We start from the raw sequence: 16,170 nt of genomic DNA on the forward strand, positions 1-16,170 counted from the left end.
CCTCTCTCTCGTGTCCGCCGCGTCCGGCAGTTCCCGTTCTCCGGCCCTGACGTTCTACGCACCGGTTCCGCAGGAGCCCGCTCACGCTGCGTACAAGCGATCATGGGGCCACTCGGGGTGCGGGTGCGAGGATCTGCCGATGTGCGGATGTGTCGGTTCTCTGATCGGCAGCACGAGCGGGCTACGCGCGGAGTCCGGAGCCACCTCCGACAATGATGTTTTCGCCGGTGAGGTATGCCGCCGCCGGTGAGGCGAGGAAGTTGACCAGCTCCGCTATCTCGTCACTGGTACCGAGCCGGCCGAGCGGAATCTGCTCGGCCATGGCGGCACTCGCCGCTTCGACGGAGGTGCCGAGCTTGGACCATATGGGTGTCGCGATCGCGCCCGGGCTGACCGCATTGATCCGGATGCCTCGCGGGGCCAGTTCCAGGGCCAGCGACGGTACGAGCGCCAGCAGCGCGCCTTTGCTGGCAGCGGCGGCCGACCCGGCGCCCACGCCCCTGGTGACGCCGATGCCTGCGGTAACGATGATGCTGGCACTGTCGTTGAGCACCGGAAGCGCTTTCTGCAGAGTGAAGAACTGTCCTTTGAAGTTCACGGCCAGCAGGTCGTCGACGGTGGCTTCGTCATACGCGCCGATCGGCATCCCGCTGACTATCCCGGCGTTGAGGAAGAGAACGTCCAGGGTCTTGAACCGTTCGCGGATTTCGGCGATTACCCGGTCGCTGTCCCGCAACGAGCGGGCATCGGCTTGCAGGACGAGTACGTCGTCCGGCAACTGCGCGCGGGCGGAGCTGACCGAGCTCGGCGTAGATCCCGTCACGGCCACCCGATAGCCGTTGCGGTGCAGCAGGGCAGCGGTGGCCAGGCCGATCCCACTGGTCCCGCCTGTGATGAGTGCAGCGCGTGAAGTCATGTCCGTCACGCTAAGAAGCGCAGAGTGCGAGCGTCCAAGACCTGTTCTGCCTCACGTGATACCGATCAGGCATCATTCGCTGGTGGACTTTGATCTCCGCCTGATCCGCTACTTCACCGTGGTGGCCGAGCACGGCAACTTCCACCGCGCGGCCGCTGCCTTACGTACGGCACAGCCGTCGCTGAGCCGCCAGATCCAGCAGCTGGAGAAGGTACTCGGAGTGCGGCTGTTCGAACGGACACGTCTGGGCAGCCATCTCACGGCCGCGGGCGAAGCATTCCTTCCCGAGGCGTTGTCGCTGCTGCGAGCCGCGGAGCGAGCGGCGAACCGAGCCCGATCCGCCGCCGGCCTCGGCACACTGCTGATCGGTTACACCGGCAACCTCATCGTGACCCCCCTCGTGAGGGAACTGCGCCACCGCGGTTATATGGTACGAACGCTGCACTTTTCCCCCTCAGACGTGGCCGCGGCCCTGATCGACCACCGGATCGATGTGGCCATCACCCGGCTGCCGTTGCCCACCGACCGGCTTCGCGTCACCGTTCTCTACGACGAGCCAAGAGTGCTCGTCATCCCGGTGTCACATCGGCTGGCCGGCAAGGAATCGGTCACCCTCGACGACTTCGCCGACGAGCCTCTGGTCCGTCACGCCCACCCCGATCTCGATGCATTCTGGTGCATCGACCCCCGCCCGGACGGCCGGCCCGCTCCGCCCGGTCCGACGGCGGTAACCGTCGAGGACAAGCTCGAGCTCGTCGCCTCTGGGGACGCTTTGACCATGGCACCACGGGGCGATGAGCAGACGTCCTTGCGACGCGATCTGACGTTCGTGCCCGTTCACGATGTAGACCCGTGCCGCGTCGCCGTCGCAAGCAGGCCGCATGATAGAAACCCATCGATCGAGCAGATCCGCACCGTCGCGGTCACCCTCCTCGGACGGAATTGATGACACCGAGATCACGACGGCACCAAACCATCCCGGAGATCACGAAGAGCCGCCGAGCTCGGAAGACCAAGTAACCGGATCTGCCGCAGACAAGGCGTGCCCCGTCTCAGTCACTCGTCACCGTGCGTGAACGAGAGGCCGACCGACGACGCCTGAGTGGGTCCCGGCCGGGGTGGGGCCCATCTGGCGTCCGGACTCGTGAAGAGAACCAACCCCGCCCTGCGCGACACTCAAGGCGTCGGCGCTGACGTCGCCGGGTAACTACTGATCACCGCCGGACACAAACACGACCGGCCACTTGACATCCAGAGGAGTATCCCGGGGCAGACCCGGATGCTACGCCGCGCGATCCGGCGGGCGCCCCGAGTTGTCCACAGGGCGCGAGCATCGGACGGCCCCGCCCGGGAATGATGGTCGCCATGACAGACACACTGACCGTGGGCGTCCTCGGCACCGGCATCATGGGCGCCGCCATGGCGCGCAACCTGCTCAAGGCAGGACACTCCGTAAGGGTCTGGAACCGCAGCGCCGACAAGGCGCAGCCGCTCGGGGCGGACGGGGCCGAGGTCGCCGCGACGCCGGCCGACGCGGTGCGCGACGCCGACGTGGTGCTCACGATGCTCTTCGACGGCGCCGCCGTGCGCGAGGTGATGAACGACGCCGCCCCGGCGGCACGTGACGGCGCGATCTGGGTGCAGTCGACCACGGTGAGCCTCGCCGACGTCGACGCGCTGGGTGAGCTGGCCGCGCGGCACGGCCTCGTCTTCTTCGACGCGCCCGTGCTGGGCACGCGCCAGCCGGCCGAGGCCGGGCAGCTCACCGTGCTCGCCGCCGGGCCCGCCGACGGCCGCGCGGAGGCCGGGCGGGTGTTCGAGGCGGTGGGCAGCCGCACGGTGTGGCTCGACCGGCCGGGCGAGGCGACCCGGCTCAAGCTGGTCGCCAACAGCTGGGTGCTCGCGCTCACCCACGCGGGCGCCGAGACGTTGTCGCTGGCGGAGGCGCTCGGCGTCGACCCGGACAGGTTCCTCGAGCTGATCGAGGGCGGTCCGCTGGACAACGCCTATCTGCGCGCCAAGGTTGGCCTGGTGCGCGGCGACAAGCTGTCGCCGGCCGCCTTCGCGGTCACCACCGCCGAGAAGGACGCGCGCCTGATCGCCGAGGCGGGCCGGCAGCACGGCGTACGCCTGGACCTGGTGGAGGCCGGGGCCGAGCGGTTCCGCCGCGCCGCCGGGCAGGGCCACGGCGACGAGGACATGGCCGCGTCCTACTACGCCAGCTTCGACAAGTAGGAGCGCTCGCGGGCGAGGAAGGCGCCGGCCCGGTCGAGGGCCTCGTCGGCGTCCGCGAGGTCGCCGAAGTTGAGCTGGTAGACGTGCGGCAGGCCGGGGCCGACCTCGAGGGTGACCTCGACGCCCGCGGCGGCGGCGCGGGCGGCCAGCCGTACGGCGTCGTCGAGCAGCAACTCGTCGCCGCCGACCTGGATCAGCAGCGGCGCCAGCCCGGACAGGTCCGAGAACAGCGGGCTGGCCGCCCGCTTCGCGTCGCCGTCCGGGGCGTACCTGTCGGCGTACCAGCGCAGCGCGTCGGCCGTGAACAGCGGGTCGGCGCCGGCCCGGGTGCGCACGCTGTCGCCGCTGAGGGTCAGGTCGGTGAACGGCGAGAACACCGCGGCCGCGGCAGGCTGCGGCAGGCCGGCGTCGCGGGCGGCCACCAGCAGCGCGATCGCCAGCCCGCCGCCGGCCGAGTCGCCCGCGACGACGATCCGCTCGGCGGCGACGGCGCCGAGCAGTTCCCGGTACGCGGCGAGCGCGTCGTCGACCGCGGCCGGGAACACGTGCTCCGGCGCCAGCCGGTAGTCCAGCGAGTACCCGGTGCCGCCGGTCCGGGCGACCAGAGCCGAGGCGAGCCGGACGCCGGTCTGCGCCGACCCGACGACGTACCCACCGCCGTGCAGGTACAGCAGGACGGCGCCGTCGTCCCGGTTCAGCCGTACGGCGGGGCGCCCGCCCAGCGTCGTCTCCTGCGCCACCACGCCCGCCGCGGCGGGGCGGCCGGTGCCGAACTGCTCGAACGACGCCCGTTCCTGGGCCACGGTGCCGCGCTCGCGCGGCGTCGCCGCCAGCGCCGCCCGGACGGCGTCCCGTTGCTGCTGCCGATCCATGTCGTTCTCCCTGTCCATGGCAAAGTAGCTTCCGAGGAACCAATATAGATTCCTTGGAAGCTAATTCCCATGAAGGGAAGTCGTCGGTGGCCGACCTCACATCGCTGTTCACGGACCTCGTCCGGGCCGAGACGCGGCTCTACAACCGCATCGACGCCCGGCTGCGGGCCGAGCACGACATCACCCTCGGCGCGCTCGAGTTCCTGCAGATCATCGACAGCCGGTCGACCTGCCGGGTGCACGACATCGCTCGCGAGGTGGACATCACCGTGGGCGCCACGAGCAAGGCCGTGGACCGCCTCGAGGCCCGGGGCTGGTGCGAGCGCCGCCCCAACCCGGACGACCGCCGGTCGTCACTGCTCGTGCTGACCGCGGCCGGGCGGCACGCGATGGCGACGGCCACCCCGACGTTCGAGACGGCCATGGCCGAACAGGTCTCGGCGCTCCCGCCCGCCGTTCTCGACCGGCTCGCCGACGGCCTGCGCGAGTGGCGCCGTCACCTGGAGGGCTGACCCGGGGCGCCCAGGCCGCACTCGTAGCCGAGGATCACCGCCTGGACGCGGTCGCGCAGGTCCAGCTTCGCGAAGATGCGCCCGAGGTGGGTCTTCACGGTGCTCTCGGACAGGAACAGCGCGGCCGCGATCTCGACGTTGGACAGGCCGTGCGTGACCAGGGTCAGCACCTCCTGCTCCCGGCCGGTGAGCGCGGCCAGCCGCTCGTCGGCGACCGGGCGGGACGGCGCCGTGCCCAGGTAGTGCGCGATCAGGCGGCGGGTCACGCTGGGCGCGGCGACCGCCTCGCCGGCGGCCACCACCCGTACGGCCGAGACCAGGTCGGCGGCGAGCGCGTCCTTGAGCAGGAAGCCGCTCGCGCCGGCGCGCAGGCCCGCCAGCACGTACTCGTCGAGGTCGAACGTGGTCAGGATGATGACCCTGGCGGGATGCGGACCGGACCGGATGCGGCGGGTGGCCTCGATGCCGTCGAGCCCGGGCATCCGCACGTCCATCAGCACCACGTCGGGCCGGGTGGCGGCCACCACGTCGAGGGCCTGCGAGCCGTTCGCGGCCTCGCCGACCACCTCGATGTCGCCGGTCTCGTCGAGCACGAGCCGGAACCCCGTGCGCACCAGCGTCTGGTCGTCGACCAGCACGACCCGTACGGTCATCGGCGCCTCACCGCCGCGCCCCGGCCCGGCGAAGGAGCCGCCGCGTCCCGGCCCGGCGAAGGAGCCGCCGCGTCCCGCCCCGGTGGAGGGGCCGCTGCCCGCGGGTCGGCGAGCGGAAGCGTCGCCGCCAGCCGGAACCCACCGTCGTCGCCGCGCCCGCACTCCAGCGCGCCGCCGAGCACGGCCACCCGCTCCGCGATGCCGCGCAGCCCGTTCCCGCGGCCGTCCGCACCCTGCGCGGGCCCGTTGCCGTCGTCGGTGACCTCCACCCGCAGGCGCCCGGGGTCGAAGGCGAGGCGCACCCGCGCCCCGGCGCCCGGCCCGGCGTGCTTGAGCGTGTTCGTGAGCGCCTCCTGCACGATCCGGTACGCCGCCAGGTCGGCCGTGGCGGGGACGACGTCGGGCACGCCGTCGATGTGCAGGTCGATCCGCATGCCGGCGGACCGCAGCTGGTCGACCATCGCGGGCACGGCGCCGATGCCCGGCAGCGGCGCCAGCGTGGCGTCGTCGGTGGGGTCGCCGCGCCCGGCGGCGAGCAGGCGGCGCATCTCGGCGAGCGACGACCGTCCCGTGTCGATGACGTGCTGCAACGCGGTGGCCGTACGCTCCGGGTGCCGGTCGAGCGCGGCGGCGGCGCCCTGCGCCTGCACCACCATCACCGACATCCCGTGCGCGACCACGTCGTGCAGCTCGCGGGTGATCCGCGCCCGTTCCGCGGCGACCGCGAGCGCCGCCCGCTGCCGCTCCTCCCGGGCCAGGTCGGCGGTGCGCTGCTCCACGGCGGCCAGGTGCGCGCGGCGGCTGCGCACGCCGTCGCCGACCGCGTAGGCCGCCACCAGCAACAGCCACATCTCCAGCACGGCCTGGCCGGAGTTGACCAGGCTGCCCGCCCACAGGCTCCCGGCCGGCTCGACGGGCTTGTCCACCGGACCTTCGGAGTCCCCCGCCACAACCCCCGCGGCGCGCTCCTTCCCCTGCTTGCCGGCCCGCTGCTCCTCCAGCGACTGGCGGACGAGGCCGCCCAGCACGGCGGCGTACGCCAGCACCATCACGGCCGCCAGCACGGCCAGCGCGGCACGGCGGCGCCGGGCCACCGCAGCCACGGTGTAGATCATCAGCGGCAGCGCCAGGTCGAGCAGCTGGAACTTGGTGTCGAGCAGGAGATGGCCCAGCGTGCCCACGGCGGTGAGCCCCAGCGCCACGGCCGGCCGCCGTTGCCTGATCAGCAGCCCGGCCACCACCGGCGTGGCCAGCAGCCACCAGGCGCCGCCCACCGGCCCGCCCGGCTTGCCGCTGCCGACCAGCCCGGAGACGAGCCCGGGCCCGATGGTCAGCAGCAGCAACCCCGCCGCCAGGGCGGCGTCGGTCAGCAGGCGACGCGGCACGCCCTCATCGTAGGAAGCGGATGCCGCCCCGGCGTCAGCCTGAGGTGCTACTCCGGCGGTGCCATCGGCCCGCGAAGCACCGACTGCGGTCCGACGACTCCGGCCGGGAAAGCCGCGACCGTGGGGCCATGACCAGACGAACGTCCACAGTGTTGCTCACCGCGCTGGTCGCGGCCGGCCTCGCCAGCTGCGACCCCGGCGGCTCCGCCGCCTCGACATCGCCCTCGGCCACCGCCTCGGCGAGCCGTCAGCAGCTGCTCGCCCTCGGCCAGGAGTGGGTCACCTGCCTGCGCGACCGCGGCCTGACCCGGATGCCCGACGCCGAGCTCAGCCAGGACGGCTACCTCCAGTTCTCCGCCCGGGCCGGCTACGACTGGAAGAAGGACCTGGGCAACCACCCCGACATCATCGAGGCCTGCAAGCCGATCGAGGACCGGTACCCGCCGACGGCGTTCCGCCCCAAGGAGCAGTACTCCGCCGAGGACCTGCGCAAGCTCGCCGCGTACGCCGAATGCGTCCGGCAGCACGGCATCCCCGACTTCCCCGACCCGGACGCCCAGGGACGGTTCGACGTCAGCGGCACGCCGCTGGCGAACGGCATCCCGGGCCGGCTCCAGGACCAGGCGGACGCGGCGTGCCGCCACATCTGGAGCGGGGGTATCAAGATCGACGGTGGCACCGGGGGCAAGAAGTGAGCCGCCGGGGCATCGCGCTCGCCGTCGCCGTCGCCGTGCCGCTCGCGGCGGGAGCGGCCTATGCCGCCCGGGCCCAGCCGTCCGCGAGCGGCTCGGCGACCACCGAGGTGCCGGTCGGCAGCGCCGAGGTGGTCCGGGGCACGCTCGCCGAGCGCGCCCAGCTCAGCGGCCGGCTGACCTACACCGGCTCGTACGCGGTCGACCACCAGGGCGCACCCGGGGTGCTGACCGCGGCGCCCGCGCCGGGGGCGGTGGTGGGCCGCGGCGGCACCCTCTTCCAGGTGGCCGGCGTGCCGGTGCGGCTCCTGCTGGGCTCCGTCCCGGCCTACCGCGACCTCCGGTACGGGATGAGCGACGGCGCCGACGTGCGCCAACTCGAGACCAACCTCGCCGCGATGGGGCACGACCCGTACCACCGGATGACCGTGGACCGCCATTTCACTGCCGCCACCGCCGCGGCGATCCGCCGCTGGGAGGCGTCGTGGGGCCGCCCGGCGTACCGGCGAACCGGCCGCCTCACGCAGGGCTCGGTCGTCTTCCTACCCGCGCCACTGCGGGTCACCGCACTGCAGACCCGGGTCGGCGCGGTGGCGGCCCCGGGTTCGACGGTGCTCACCGGCACCTCGACCACCCGGGCGGTCGTCGCCGAGCTCGACACCTCCGCGCGGGGCGCCGTCCGCGTCGGCGCCCGGGTCGAGGTCTCGCTGCCCGGCACCGACCCGATCCCCGGGCGGGTCGCCGCGGTCGGGCAGGTGGCGACGGCGGCCACGAGCGACGAGGGGCAGGAGGACCTGGGCGCCACCACGGTGCCGGTCACCGTCGCGATCCGGCCGCCGCGCGGCTTCGGCCTCGATCAGGCGCCGGTGACCGTCGAGATCACCACGGGCGTCCGGCGGAACGTGCTGCTCGTGCCGATCGCCGCCCTGCTCGCCCGTCCCGGCGGCGGATACCAGGTGCGGCTGTCCGGCGGCGCCGTGACGCCGGTCGAGCCGGGCCGCTTCGACGAGAGCACCGGCCGGGTCGAGATCGTCAGCGGTCTCACCGCCGGCCAGTCCGTGGAGGTGCCGGCCTCATGACGCCCGTCCTGGAACTGCTCGACGTCCACAAGGTCTACCCGGGCACCCCGCCGGTGGAGTCGCTGCGCGGCGTCACCCTGACCGTGCACGGCGGCGAGCTGGTCGCCGTGGCCGGGCCGTCCGGCTCGGGCAAGACCACGCTGCTCAACCTCGCCGCCGGGCTGGACCGGCCGTCCAGCGGCTCGGTGCGCATCGCCGGCCGACCGGTCGAGAAGCTGCGGGACCGGCAGCTGTCGGGCGTCCGCGCGCACCGCCTCGGCGTCGTCTTCCAGCAGTTCGTGCTGCTCGACCGGCTGAGCGCCACCGAGAACGTGGCCACCGGCCTGCTCTACCGCGGCGTCCCGGCCGCCGAGCGCCGGCGCGCCGCCCGCGCGGCGCTGGAACGCGTCGGCCTCGCCCACCGCGCGGACTTCCCGGCCGCGCACCTGTCCGGCGGCGAACGGCAGCGGGTGGCGATCGCCCGGGCGCTGGTCGGCCGGCCCGCCGTGGTGCTGGCCGACGAGCCGACCGGAAACCTGGACTCGGCCGCCGGCGCGGGCGTCCTCGCGCTGCTGCACGAGCTCAACGCCGACGGCGTCACCATCGTGGTGATCACCCATGACGAGCGGATCGCCGCCGCCATGCACCGCCGCGTCGAACTGCGCGACGGCCGGGTGACGTCGTGAGGTCCCGGCTGCGGTTCGCCGACCTGCTGCCGGTCAGCACGGTCGGCCTGCGCTCACGGCCCGGGCGGGCGGCGCTGTCGGTCCTGGGCGTCGCCATCGGCATCGCGGCGATGGTCGCCGTGCTGGGCGTGACCCGGTCCAGCCAGGCCGACGTGCTGGCGCAGATCGACCGGGTGGGCACCAACCTGCTCACGGTCGCCAACGGGCGCACCGTGCGCGGCGCCGAGGCCGAGCTGCCGGAGACGGCGGAGGCTTCGGTCCGGCGTACGGAAGGGGTGCTCTCCGCCGCGGCGACCGCGGTGCTGCCCGTACGCGTCTACCGCAGCGACCGGATCCCGGCGGGACGCACCGGCGGGCTGTCCGTGCGCACCGCCGACCCGGCCCTGTTGTCCACGCTCGACGGCACGCTGCTGCACGGCCGGTTCCTCGACGCCGCGCTGGCCCGCTACCCCGCCGTCGTGCTCGGCCACTACGCCGCCACCGTGCTCGGCATCCGCGACGTCGCCGACCGGCCGCGGATCCACCTGGGCGACCGCTGGTTCACCGTGGTCGGCGTACTCGCACCGGTCGACCTGGCGCCCGAGCTGGACACCGCCGCGCTGATCGGCGCGCCGGTCGCCACCGCCGAGTTCGGCTACGCCGGGCACCCGACGCGGATCTTCGTGCGGGCGCGGACCGAGCGCACCGACGAGGTGGCCGGTCTGCTGGGGCGGGCCGCGGCCCCGCAGCACCCCGAGGAGGTGGCGGTGAGCCGGCCGTCGGAGGCGCTCACCGCCCGGCTGGCGGTCACCGGCGGCACCACCGTGCTGCTGCTCGGCCTGGGCGCGGTGGCGTTGCTTGTCGGCGCCATCGGCATCGCCAACGTCCTGGTCATCTCGGTGCTGGAGCGGCGCGGCGAGATCGGGCTGCGGCGGGCGCTGGGCGCCACCCGCGGCCACGTCGGCGCGCAGTTCCTGACCGAGTCGCTGCTGCTCGGCGCGGCCGGCGGGGCGACCGGCGTGGTGCTGGGCGCGCTGATCACGTACGTGCTGGCGGCCACCCGCGGATGGCAGCCGCTGGTGCCGGGGGGCGCGGCCGCCGCCGGGCTGGCGGCGGCCGTGCTCATCGGCGGGCTGGCCGGTCTCTATCCCGCCCTGCGCGCCGCCCGCCTGTCCCCCACCGAGGCGTTGCGCACGATGTAGCCGAGGGCGCCTCAGCCCAGCTCGGCCAGGTCCTCCGGGGTCAGCGTCAGCTCGGCGGCCTCCGCGGAGTCGCGGATGGTCTCGGGCCGGCTGGCTCCGGGGATCGGCACGACCACCGGCGACTTCGCCAGGTGCCACGCCAGGCACACCCGCTGCGGCGAGACGCCGTGCCGCTCGGCGACCTTGGTGAACGCCTCACCCTTGCCGCCCAGCTCGGACGCCTTGCTGATGCCGCCCAGCGGCGACCAGGGCAGGAACGCGATGCCCAGCTCGTCGCAGAGCCGCAGCTCGGGCTCGGAGGAGCGGAACGCCGGCGAGAACTGGTTCTGCACCGACACCAGCCGCCCGCCGAGGATCTCCTGCGCCTGGCGGATCTGCTCGGGGTTCGCGTTCGAGATGCCGGCCATGCGGATCTTGCCCGCGTCCAGCAGGTCGCGGATCGCGCCGACCGAGTCCGCGTACGGCACGTCCGGGTCCGGCCGGTGGAACTGGTAGAGCCCGATCGCCTCGACGCCGAGCCGCTTGAGCGAGGCCTCGCAGGCCTGCTTGAGGTAGTCGGGCGAGCCGTTGAGCGTCCAGCTGCCGTCGCCGGGGCGCAGGTGGCCGCCCTTGGTCGCGACGAGCACCTGCGACGTGTCGCCGCCGTAGGTGGCCAGCCCGCGGGCGATCAGCGTCTCGTTGTGCCCGACCTCGTCGGCGTGCAGGTGGTAGGCGTCCGCGGTGTCGATGAGGGTCACGCCCGCGTCGAGCGCGGCGTGGATCGTCCGGATCGACCGCTCCTCGTCCGGGCGGCCCTCGATCGACATCGGCATGCCGCCGAGCCCGATCGCGCCGACCGTCACGTCACCGATTCGACGAGATTGCATGATGGGAGACCTTTCGTCGCACTCCGATGGAACGCCCCCTGGTACCCCGGAGCGGGCGAGTCCCACTAGAGTTGCCGCGTTTTCTTCTCGGGAGGCGACATGCGGTGGTTCCGGCGCAGGCAGCAGGTGACCGAGGACACCGGCCGCGGGCGGGCGCTGGTCGAGGAGGTCCGTACGCGGTTCGGCGCGCACCTGCCGGCCACGTTCCGCGACCAGGCCGAGTCGGCGCTGCCCGTGCTGAGCGGCGAGGACGGGCTGGCCGCCTCGGTCGCCGTGCTGCGCGAGTTCGCCGATGCCGCGTACGCGGACCTGTCCGCCCAGGCCGCGGCGCGCGGCCACGTCGCCGACCGCCGCAACTACCGTCCGCTGTGGCGCGCGGCGGGGCACGAGCTGCGGTGGACGCTGTTCGCCCTGCCGTGCCGGCTGCACCCGTACATCCAGGTCACCGCGGCGGCCGTCGCCGTGGGCGGGCAGGCGAAGCGGGCCGTCCGCCTCACCGACCCCCAGCCGCTGCTGGCCCACCTGTTCGAGATCCTCGACCTGACCGTCGCCGGGTGGGAATTCGCCCGGGTGCGCCCCGACACCGACGCCGCCACGCTGGCCCAGCGCCTGATCCACGCCGCCCGCGACCTGCGCGCCGCGATGAGCGACGAGCCGCCGCTGCCCGACCCCGTGCGCGAGCTGATGCGCCGCAACAACACCGTCGACGTGTACGACCCGGACGGCCCGCGCGTCGTCGGCGCCTTCAACCCCGGCCGCGAGATGCGCGAGTCTCTGCTGGCCTAGTTTTCCGGGACAGGGATGTTGAGCAGCTCGGCGAAAACGCGCCGGAAAGCAATGCGATGATCGGCCACGCGAGTCGGGCAGTTCAGCCGACATGCTCCGGGTGGCCGTCCCCATACGCTGCGCTACGAGGCTCCACGCGCCAGCGGAGGACGTTCATGGTCGAACGGTACATCGACGCAGCTCGTAGCAATGCGGACGGTTCGCACGAGGCGGCGTTCTTCCTCGCCGACCACTACGCGGTGTACGACTACGACCGGGGCAGGGTCAACGACGGCGTGCACGCGGTCGCCGGGCTCGGGTTCGGGCAGCCGTTCTCCCCCGTGGGGCCCGATCAGGGACTCGACGCCGCGCTCAAGGGGCGCGGCGACCACGCGCGGACGGGCTTCCAGTTCCGCGGCGCCCAGTACGCCCGCGTCGACCTCACGACGGGGATAGGCGACAAGGGCGTCGGCCGGCTCGCGGCGTGGGCCCTGCCGGTGGTCAACGGCGCCGGGCTGGACGCCGCCTTCAACGGCCGGGCGCCCACCCGCGAGGGCAAGGCGTACTTCTTCCAGGGCGCGCGGTACTGCCGCTACGACTGGGCACGCGAGCGACCCGACCCCGGCTATCCGCGCCCGATCGCGAGCCTGCCGGGCATGGCGCCGCCGTTCGCCGCGGGTGTCGACGCGGCCGCCGACGGCGAGGGGCCGTACGCCCGGACGGGTTTTCTCTTCAAGGGCGGCCACTATCTGCGCGTCTCCTGGGATCCGCCCGGCGGCGGCGGACCGTGCGTGGACGGGACCCCGCGCGGCATCCAGGACGACTGGCCCGGCCTGGTCGAGCTGCTGACCGCCGGCAAGGCGAAGGCGCAGGCCCTGGTCTGGATCGCCGACGCGATGCGGCACCTGGCCGTGCCGTTCGACCCGCTGTTCGCCACGGCGCTGGCCACCCATTTCCACGTGGCGCCGACGGCCGGCGCGCACGAGAAGGCGACCACGATCCGCCTGGTGCAGGCGCAGTTCACCCGGGTGCTCACCGCGCTGGGCGAGAGCTCCATCCGGTTCCGGTTCCGCACCGCCGGCGAGTCGATGGAGCTCGACCACAACGCCGAGGCGCCGGCCGCGTACTTCTGGGACACCCGCATCAACTTCACGCCGCGCTTCGTCGCCCTCGGCCCGGCGAAGCGGGCGTCGGCGGTGCTCCTCGAGACGGTGCGCGCGGTCGACCCGGCGTCCGCGCCCGCGTCGGCGAACGTGCCCGACTGGTACGTCACCGACGCCGAGGCGGGCCGGCTCGGCGTGCCGCGGCGCCGCCCCGATCCTCGGTGGACGATGCGCTACGACGAGATGTCGACGGCCGCCGCCCTGCACAATCCCTCGGCGTACGCGGCCTTCGCCCGTCACCTCTCGCTCGGAGGCGAGAGCCGCGCGTCGACGTAGGACCGTGGTCCGATGTGCTGCGGCAGCGCGTCCGCCACACTGGCCCGGTGAAGAAGCGGTGGATCGCGGCCGGTGTCGCCGTGCTGCTGGCGGTCGCCGGCGGTCTGGCGTACGCGTACCCGTCGGTCGCGGCGACGACCTGCCCCCGCTGCTACGGCCTGCGCGAGGTCGGCGACGGCGTCTACGGCGAGCGGCACCTCACCGCCGCGCAGCGCGAGCAGCTCACCACACTCGCGGCCGCCGCCCGCGAGCGCGTGGGCGACTTTTACGGCGGCCGCGAGTCCGACCCGCGGCTGGTCACCTGCTTCACGGACCGCTGCTACCGGCGCATTGGGGGCGGCGGCGAGAGGGGCATCGCGGTGCTCGACCGTGCCGTCATGCTCTCGCCGCGCGGGCTCGACGTGGTGATCGCCTCGCACGAGCTGGCCCACGTCGAGCTGCACGCGCGGCTCGACGGCGAGGTGCCGCAGTGGTTCGACGAGGGCCTGGCCGTCGTCGTGTCGCAGGACCAGCGCTATCTGGGCGAGCACTGCCGCGCGTCGCTCGACGGCCCGCTGCCCGAGACCCTGTCCGCCTGGCTGAGCGCGGCGAGCGCCGACGAGCAGGTGTACGCCCGCGCCGCCTGCCGGGTCGACGGCTGGCTCGACGCGAACGGCGGCCCACCGGCCGTGCTCGACCTCGTCGACCGCCTCGACCACGGCGAGCCGTTCCCCGCGGCGTTACGGTGAGGCGATGACGCCACCGTTCCGGGCCGACCACGTCGGCAGCCTGCTGCGCCCGGCCCGTCTGCTCGAGATGCGCGAGCGCCGAGCCGCCGGCGAGATCGACGCCGACACGCTGCGCGCCGCCGAGGACGAGGCGATCCGCGACGTCGTGCGCATGCAGCGCGACGTGGGTCTGCGCTCGGCCACCGACGGCGAGTTCCGCCGTACGTCCTGGCACATGGACTTCATCTATCGCCTCGGCGGGGTCCACCCCACCGACGAGAAGATCCAGGTGCATTTCCGCAACGCCGAGGGCGCGCTCGACTTCGAGTCGGCCGCGCTGGCCGTCGACGCGCCGATCACGCTGACCGAGACCATCTTCGGCGACGACTTCGCGTTCCTGCAGTCCGTCGTGGACCGCGAGGTCACCGCGAAGCTGACGATCCCCTCGCCCAGCATGGTCCACTACCGCGGCGGCCGGGCCGCGATCGACCCGGCCGTCTATCCGGACGAGGAGCGGTTCTGGGCCGACCTCAGCGCCGCGTACGCCGAGCAGGTCCGCCGGGTCGCCGCGCTGGGCTGCCGCTATCTGCAGCTCGACGACACCAGCCTCGCCTACCTCAACGACCCCGCCCAGCGCCGGCTGCTGACCGACCGCGGCGACGACGCCGAACACCAGCACCTGCGCTACATCCGTCAGATCAACGCCGCGATCGCCGACCGGCCCGAGGGCCTGGCCGTCACCACCCACATGTGCCGCGGCAACTTCCGCTCGTCGTGGACGGCCGAGGGCGGCTACGACTTCGTGGCCGAGGCCCTGTTCAGCGAGCTGGCCGTCGACGGCTTCTTCCTCGAGTACGACGACGAGCGCTCCGGCGACTTCGCCCCGCTGCGCTTCGTGCCGCCCGGCAAGATGGTCGTCCTGGGCCTGGTGACGACCAAACGCGGTGCGCTGGAGTCCAAGGACGCCCTGAAGCGCCGCATCGACGAGGCCGCCCGCTACGTGCCGCTCGACCAGCTCTGCCTTTCACCCCAGTGCGGCTTCTCGTCCACCGTGGAGGGCAACACGCTCACCTACGACGAGGAGGTCGCCAAGCTCGAGCTGATCGTCGAGACCGCCCAAGAGGTCTGGAGCTGAGGCCGAGGTGCCCCAGCCGCGCCCGGCGGCGGTGATCCTTCCCCGGCGTCGACGCAGAAGCCACCGTCCGGTCGGTGCGCGGGCTCGGCCCGGTCGGACGCTGCCCGGGTTCTGGAGCCGTTGGTACGGTCCGAGCCGTGTTGTCCCGAAGATGGCGTGTCGTCCTCCTCGCCGTGCTGATCGCGGTATCCGGTGTGGTGCTGACGCTGTTCCTGCGCGCGGGCACGTGGGCGGGAGCCGATCAGATCGCCAGCACACTGGGGTTCTTCCTGGCGCTGGGCGGGTTTCTGCTGGGAATCGCGTCGCTGGTCATGCAGATCGCCGCGGCGCGGGTGGAGAGTGCGCGGTCCGCCGCCGTGGACGGGACGGCGATGGCGGCCGACCATACCGGGGGTTCTCCGGAGCGGGCGGGATCACGGCTGAAGCTGCGCAGCGTCGTGCGGATCGGGACACCGGTGACGGCCGCCGGTGCGGGCGGCTGCCTGGTCGAGATCGCGCTGGGCGCCACCGTCGCGCTGACGGTGGGTGCGTTGATCTGCCTGGCGGCCGCGCCGGGTGCGCCGGCAGCGATCGAGGCGCCCCGGGAGCAGGCCGGGCCAGGGCCGGTCGCCGGCAGCGAATATCCGTGGCCCGGGGCCGCGCAGCTTCCGCAGCAGGCGTGGGAGCAGGTCACCACCGCCCGACCACGTACCGTCACGCTGACGGCTGAGCAGCAGGTGGCCGTGACGGCAAGCGGTCTCGTCGCCGGGCGCGCCGGCAGCGTGCCCGGGCAGCCGGGTGCCGTCCTGGTGTCCGGCAGCGACGGGTCGCTGAGGATCGCCGGCTCGCCGGGCGTCGTCTACGACCTGCAGGATCCGAGCCTCGACGAGGCCGGGCCGGTCGGCACCCCGGACGCCTGCTCGGCAGAACTACCCGGCGAAGACGGTTCGTACGAGCTGCCCACCGATCAGCTCATCGGGTTCTGCGCCCCGTTGCCGGGTCCGACGTACGCAATCGTGGTCGTCGAACGCGGTTCGGCAGCGGTGACGGTGCGGGCGTCGTTCTACCGGCTCAGGCGCTGACCGCGTC

Annotated in this window: 17 protein-coding genes; 12 read left to right on the top strand and 5 right to left on the bottom strand. The window is 73.5% G+C overall.

Annotated features, from left to right (window positions below):
- Nucleotides 1–181: 181 nt before the first annotated feature.
- Nucleotides 182–916 carry an SDR family oxidoreductase gene (locus ACSNN8_RS35255; protein ID WP_436654505.1) on the bottom strand — a complete coding sequence of 245 codons (735 nt, stop codon included), beginning with the start codon at nt 914–916 and terminating at the stop codon, nt 182–184.
- 82 nt (nt 917–998) lie between these two features.
- Between ACSNN8_RS35255 and ACSNN8_RS35260 the strand changes: the two genes are divergently transcribed.
- Together ACSNN8_RS35260 and ACSNN8_RS35265 are read left to right on the top strand one after the other, a co-directional pair.
- Nucleotides 999–1,862 carry a LysR family transcriptional regulator gene (locus ACSNN8_RS35260; RefSeq protein ID WP_436654506.1) on the top strand — a complete coding sequence of 288 codons (864 nt, stop codon included), beginning with the start codon at nt 999–1,001 and terminating at the stop codon, nt 1,860–1,862.
- Between the two features lie 419 nt (nt 1,863–2,281).
- Nucleotides 2,282–3,151: an NAD(P)-dependent oxidoreductase gene (locus ACSNN8_RS35265; RefSeq protein WP_436654507.1), complete on the top strand. Its 870-nt coding sequence runs from the start codon at nt 2,282–2,284 to the stop codon at nt 3,149–3,151.
- Here the strand turns inward: ACSNN8_RS35265 and ACSNN8_RS35270 are convergent.
- Nucleotides 3,130–4,023 carry an alpha/beta hydrolase gene (locus ACSNN8_RS35270; protein WP_436654508.1) on the bottom strand — a complete coding sequence of 298 codons (894 nt, stop codon included), beginning with the start codon at nt 4,021–4,023 and terminating at the stop codon, nt 3,130–3,132. The two genes, ACSNN8_RS35265 and ACSNN8_RS35270, sit on opposite strands and share 22 nt — an antisense overlap.
- Before the next feature lie 86 nt (nt 4,024–4,109).
- On the opposite strand from ACSNN8_RS35270, the gene ACSNN8_RS35275 reads away from it, so the two are divergent.
- The gene (locus ACSNN8_RS35275; RefSeq protein WP_436654509.1) at nt 4,110–4,535 is read left to right on the top strand and encodes a MarR family winged helix-turn-helix transcriptional regulator; all 426 of its coding nucleotides are present in this window, start codon (nt 4,110–4,112) and stop codon (nt 4,533–4,535) included.
- On the opposite strand, the gene ACSNN8_RS35280 is transcribed toward ACSNN8_RS35275, so the two are convergent.
- Together ACSNN8_RS35280 and ACSNN8_RS35285 are read right to left on the bottom strand one after the other, a co-directional pair.
- Nucleotides 4,520–5,188, bottom strand: coding sequence for a response regulator transcription factor (locus ACSNN8_RS35280; RefSeq protein ID WP_436654510.1), 669 nt, complete (start codon nt 5,186–5,188; stop codon nt 4,520–4,522). The genes ACSNN8_RS35275 and ACSNN8_RS35280 overlap by 16 nt on opposite strands.
- Nucleotides 5,185–6,573, bottom strand: a complete 1,389-nt coding sequence (locus tag ACSNN8_RS35285) for a sensor histidine kinase (protein ID WP_436654511.1) — start codon at nt 6,571–6,573, stop codon at nt 5,185–5,187. The genes ACSNN8_RS35280 and ACSNN8_RS35285 overlap by 4 nt, the downstream gene beginning before the upstream one ends.
- 128 nt (nt 6,574–6,701) lie before the next feature.
- Between ACSNN8_RS35285 and ACSNN8_RS35290 the strand changes: the two genes are divergently transcribed.
- From ACSNN8_RS35290 to ACSNN8_RS35305, 4 genes are read left to right on the top strand one after another with little or no spacing between them, the layout of a single operon-like run.
- Entirely contained in the window at nt 6,702–7,268 is a 567-nt protein-coding gene (locus ACSNN8_RS35290; RefSeq protein ID WP_436654512.1) for a hypothetical protein, read from the top strand.
- Entirely contained in the window at nt 7,265–8,344 is a 1,080-nt protein-coding gene (locus ACSNN8_RS35295) for an efflux RND transporter periplasmic adaptor subunit (RefSeq protein WP_436654513.1), read from the top strand. Before ACSNN8_RS35290 ends, ACSNN8_RS35295 begins: the two co-directional genes overlap by 4 nt.
- Nucleotides 8,341–9,009, top strand: coding sequence for an ABC transporter ATP-binding protein (locus ACSNN8_RS35300; RefSeq protein ID WP_436654514.1), 669 nt, complete (start codon nt 8,341–8,343; stop codon nt 9,007–9,009). Before ACSNN8_RS35295 ends, ACSNN8_RS35300 begins: the two co-directional genes overlap by 4 nt.
- Complete coding sequence (locus ACSNN8_RS35305; protein WP_436654515.1) at nt 9,006–10,190, top strand: ABC transporter permease; 1,185 nt, start codon at nt 9,006–9,008, stop codon at nt 10,188–10,190. The genes ACSNN8_RS35300 and ACSNN8_RS35305 overlap by 4 nt, the downstream gene beginning before the upstream one ends.
- 11 nt (nt 10,191–10,201) lie before the next feature.
- Here ACSNN8_RS35305 and ACSNN8_RS35310 read toward each other — a convergent pair whose 3' ends face one another.
- Nucleotides 10,202–11,056: an aldo/keto reductase gene (locus tag ACSNN8_RS35310; protein ID WP_436654516.1), complete on the bottom strand. Its 855-nt coding sequence runs from the start codon at nt 11,054–11,056 to the stop codon at nt 10,202–10,204.
- A gap of 99 nt (nt 11,057–11,155) precedes the next feature.
- Here ACSNN8_RS35310 and ACSNN8_RS35315 point away from each other — a divergent pair, with 99 nt between their 5' ends.
- From ACSNN8_RS35315 to ACSNN8_RS35335, 5 genes are all read left to right on the top strand, one after another.
- Nucleotides 11,156–11,842 carry a hypothetical protein gene (locus ACSNN8_RS35315; protein WP_436654517.1) on the top strand — a complete coding sequence of 229 codons (687 nt, stop codon included), beginning with the start codon at nt 11,156–11,158 and terminating at the stop codon, nt 11,840–11,842.
- 155 nt (nt 11,843–11,997) lie between these two features.
- Nucleotides 11,998–13,260 carry a hemopexin repeat-containing protein gene (locus ACSNN8_RS35320; RefSeq protein WP_436654518.1) on the top strand — a complete coding sequence of 421 codons (1,263 nt, stop codon included), beginning with the start codon at nt 11,998–12,000 and terminating at the stop codon, nt 13,258–13,260.
- Between the two features lie 47 nt (nt 13,261–13,307).
- Nucleotides 13,308–13,988: a hypothetical protein gene (locus ACSNN8_RS35325; protein WP_436654519.1), complete on the top strand. Its 681-nt coding sequence runs from the start codon at nt 13,308–13,310 to the stop codon at nt 13,986–13,988.
- A gap of 4 nt (nt 13,989–13,992) precedes the next feature.
- Nucleotides 13,993–15,102, top strand: a complete 1,110-nt coding sequence (locus tag ACSNN8_RS35330) for a 5-methyltetrahydropteroyltriglutamate--homocysteine S-methyltransferase (RefSeq protein WP_436654520.1) — start codon at nt 13,993–13,995, stop codon at nt 15,100–15,102.
- Nucleotides 15,103–15,239: 137 nt separating this feature from the next.
- Nucleotides 15,240–16,163 (top strand): hypothetical protein, encoded by a 924-nt coding sequence (locus ACSNN8_RS35335; RefSeq protein WP_436654521.1) that lies wholly within the window; start codon nt 15,240–15,242, stop codon nt 16,161–16,163.
- Nucleotides 16,164–16,170: the final 7 nt, after the last annotated feature.

This window comes from Actinoplanes sp. URMC 104, assembly GCF_051386375.1.
Lineage (GTDB): Bacteria > Actinomycetota > Actinomycetes > Mycobacteriales > Micromonosporaceae > Actinoplanes.

Bases quoted from the DNA above. Each gene is read 5' to 3' on its own strand.
- ACSNN8_RS35255 (WP_436654505.1), bottom strand. From the start codon at position 916: ATGACTTCACGCGCTGCACTCATCACAGGCGGGACCAGTGGGATCGGC.
- ACSNN8_RS35265 (WP_436654507.1), top strand. From the start codon at position 2,282: ATGACAGACACACTGACCGTGGGCGTCCTCGGCACCGGCATCATGGGC.
- ACSNN8_RS35270 (WP_436654508.1), bottom strand. From the start codon at position 4,023: ATGGATCGGCAGCAGCAACGGGACGCCGTCCGGGCGGCGCTGGCGGCG.
- ACSNN8_RS35280 (WP_436654510.1), bottom strand. From the start codon at position 5,188: ATGACCGTACGGGTCGTGCTGGTCGACGACCAGACGCTGGTGCGCACG.
- ACSNN8_RS35290 (WP_436654512.1), top strand. From the start codon at position 6,702: ATGACCAGACGAACGTCCACAGTGTTGCTCACCGCGCTGGTCGCGGCC.
- ACSNN8_RS35300 (WP_436654514.1), top strand. From the start codon at position 8,341: ATGACGCCCGTCCTGGAACTGCTCGACGTCCACAAGGTCTACCCGGGC.
- ACSNN8_RS35310 (WP_436654516.1), bottom strand. From the start codon at position 11,056: ATGCAATCTCGTCGAATCGGTGACGTGACGGTCGGCGCGATCGGGCTC.
- ACSNN8_RS35315 (WP_436654517.1), top strand. From the start codon at position 11,156: ATGCGGTGGTTCCGGCGCAGGCAGCAGGTGACCGAGGACACCGGCCGC.
- ACSNN8_RS35320 (WP_436654518.1), top strand. From the start codon at position 11,998: ATGGTCGAACGGTACATCGACGCAGCTCGTAGCAATGCGGACGGTTCG.
- ACSNN8_RS35330 (WP_436654520.1), top strand. From the start codon at position 13,993: ATGACGCCACCGTTCCGGGCCGACCACGTCGGCAGCCTGCTGCGCCCG.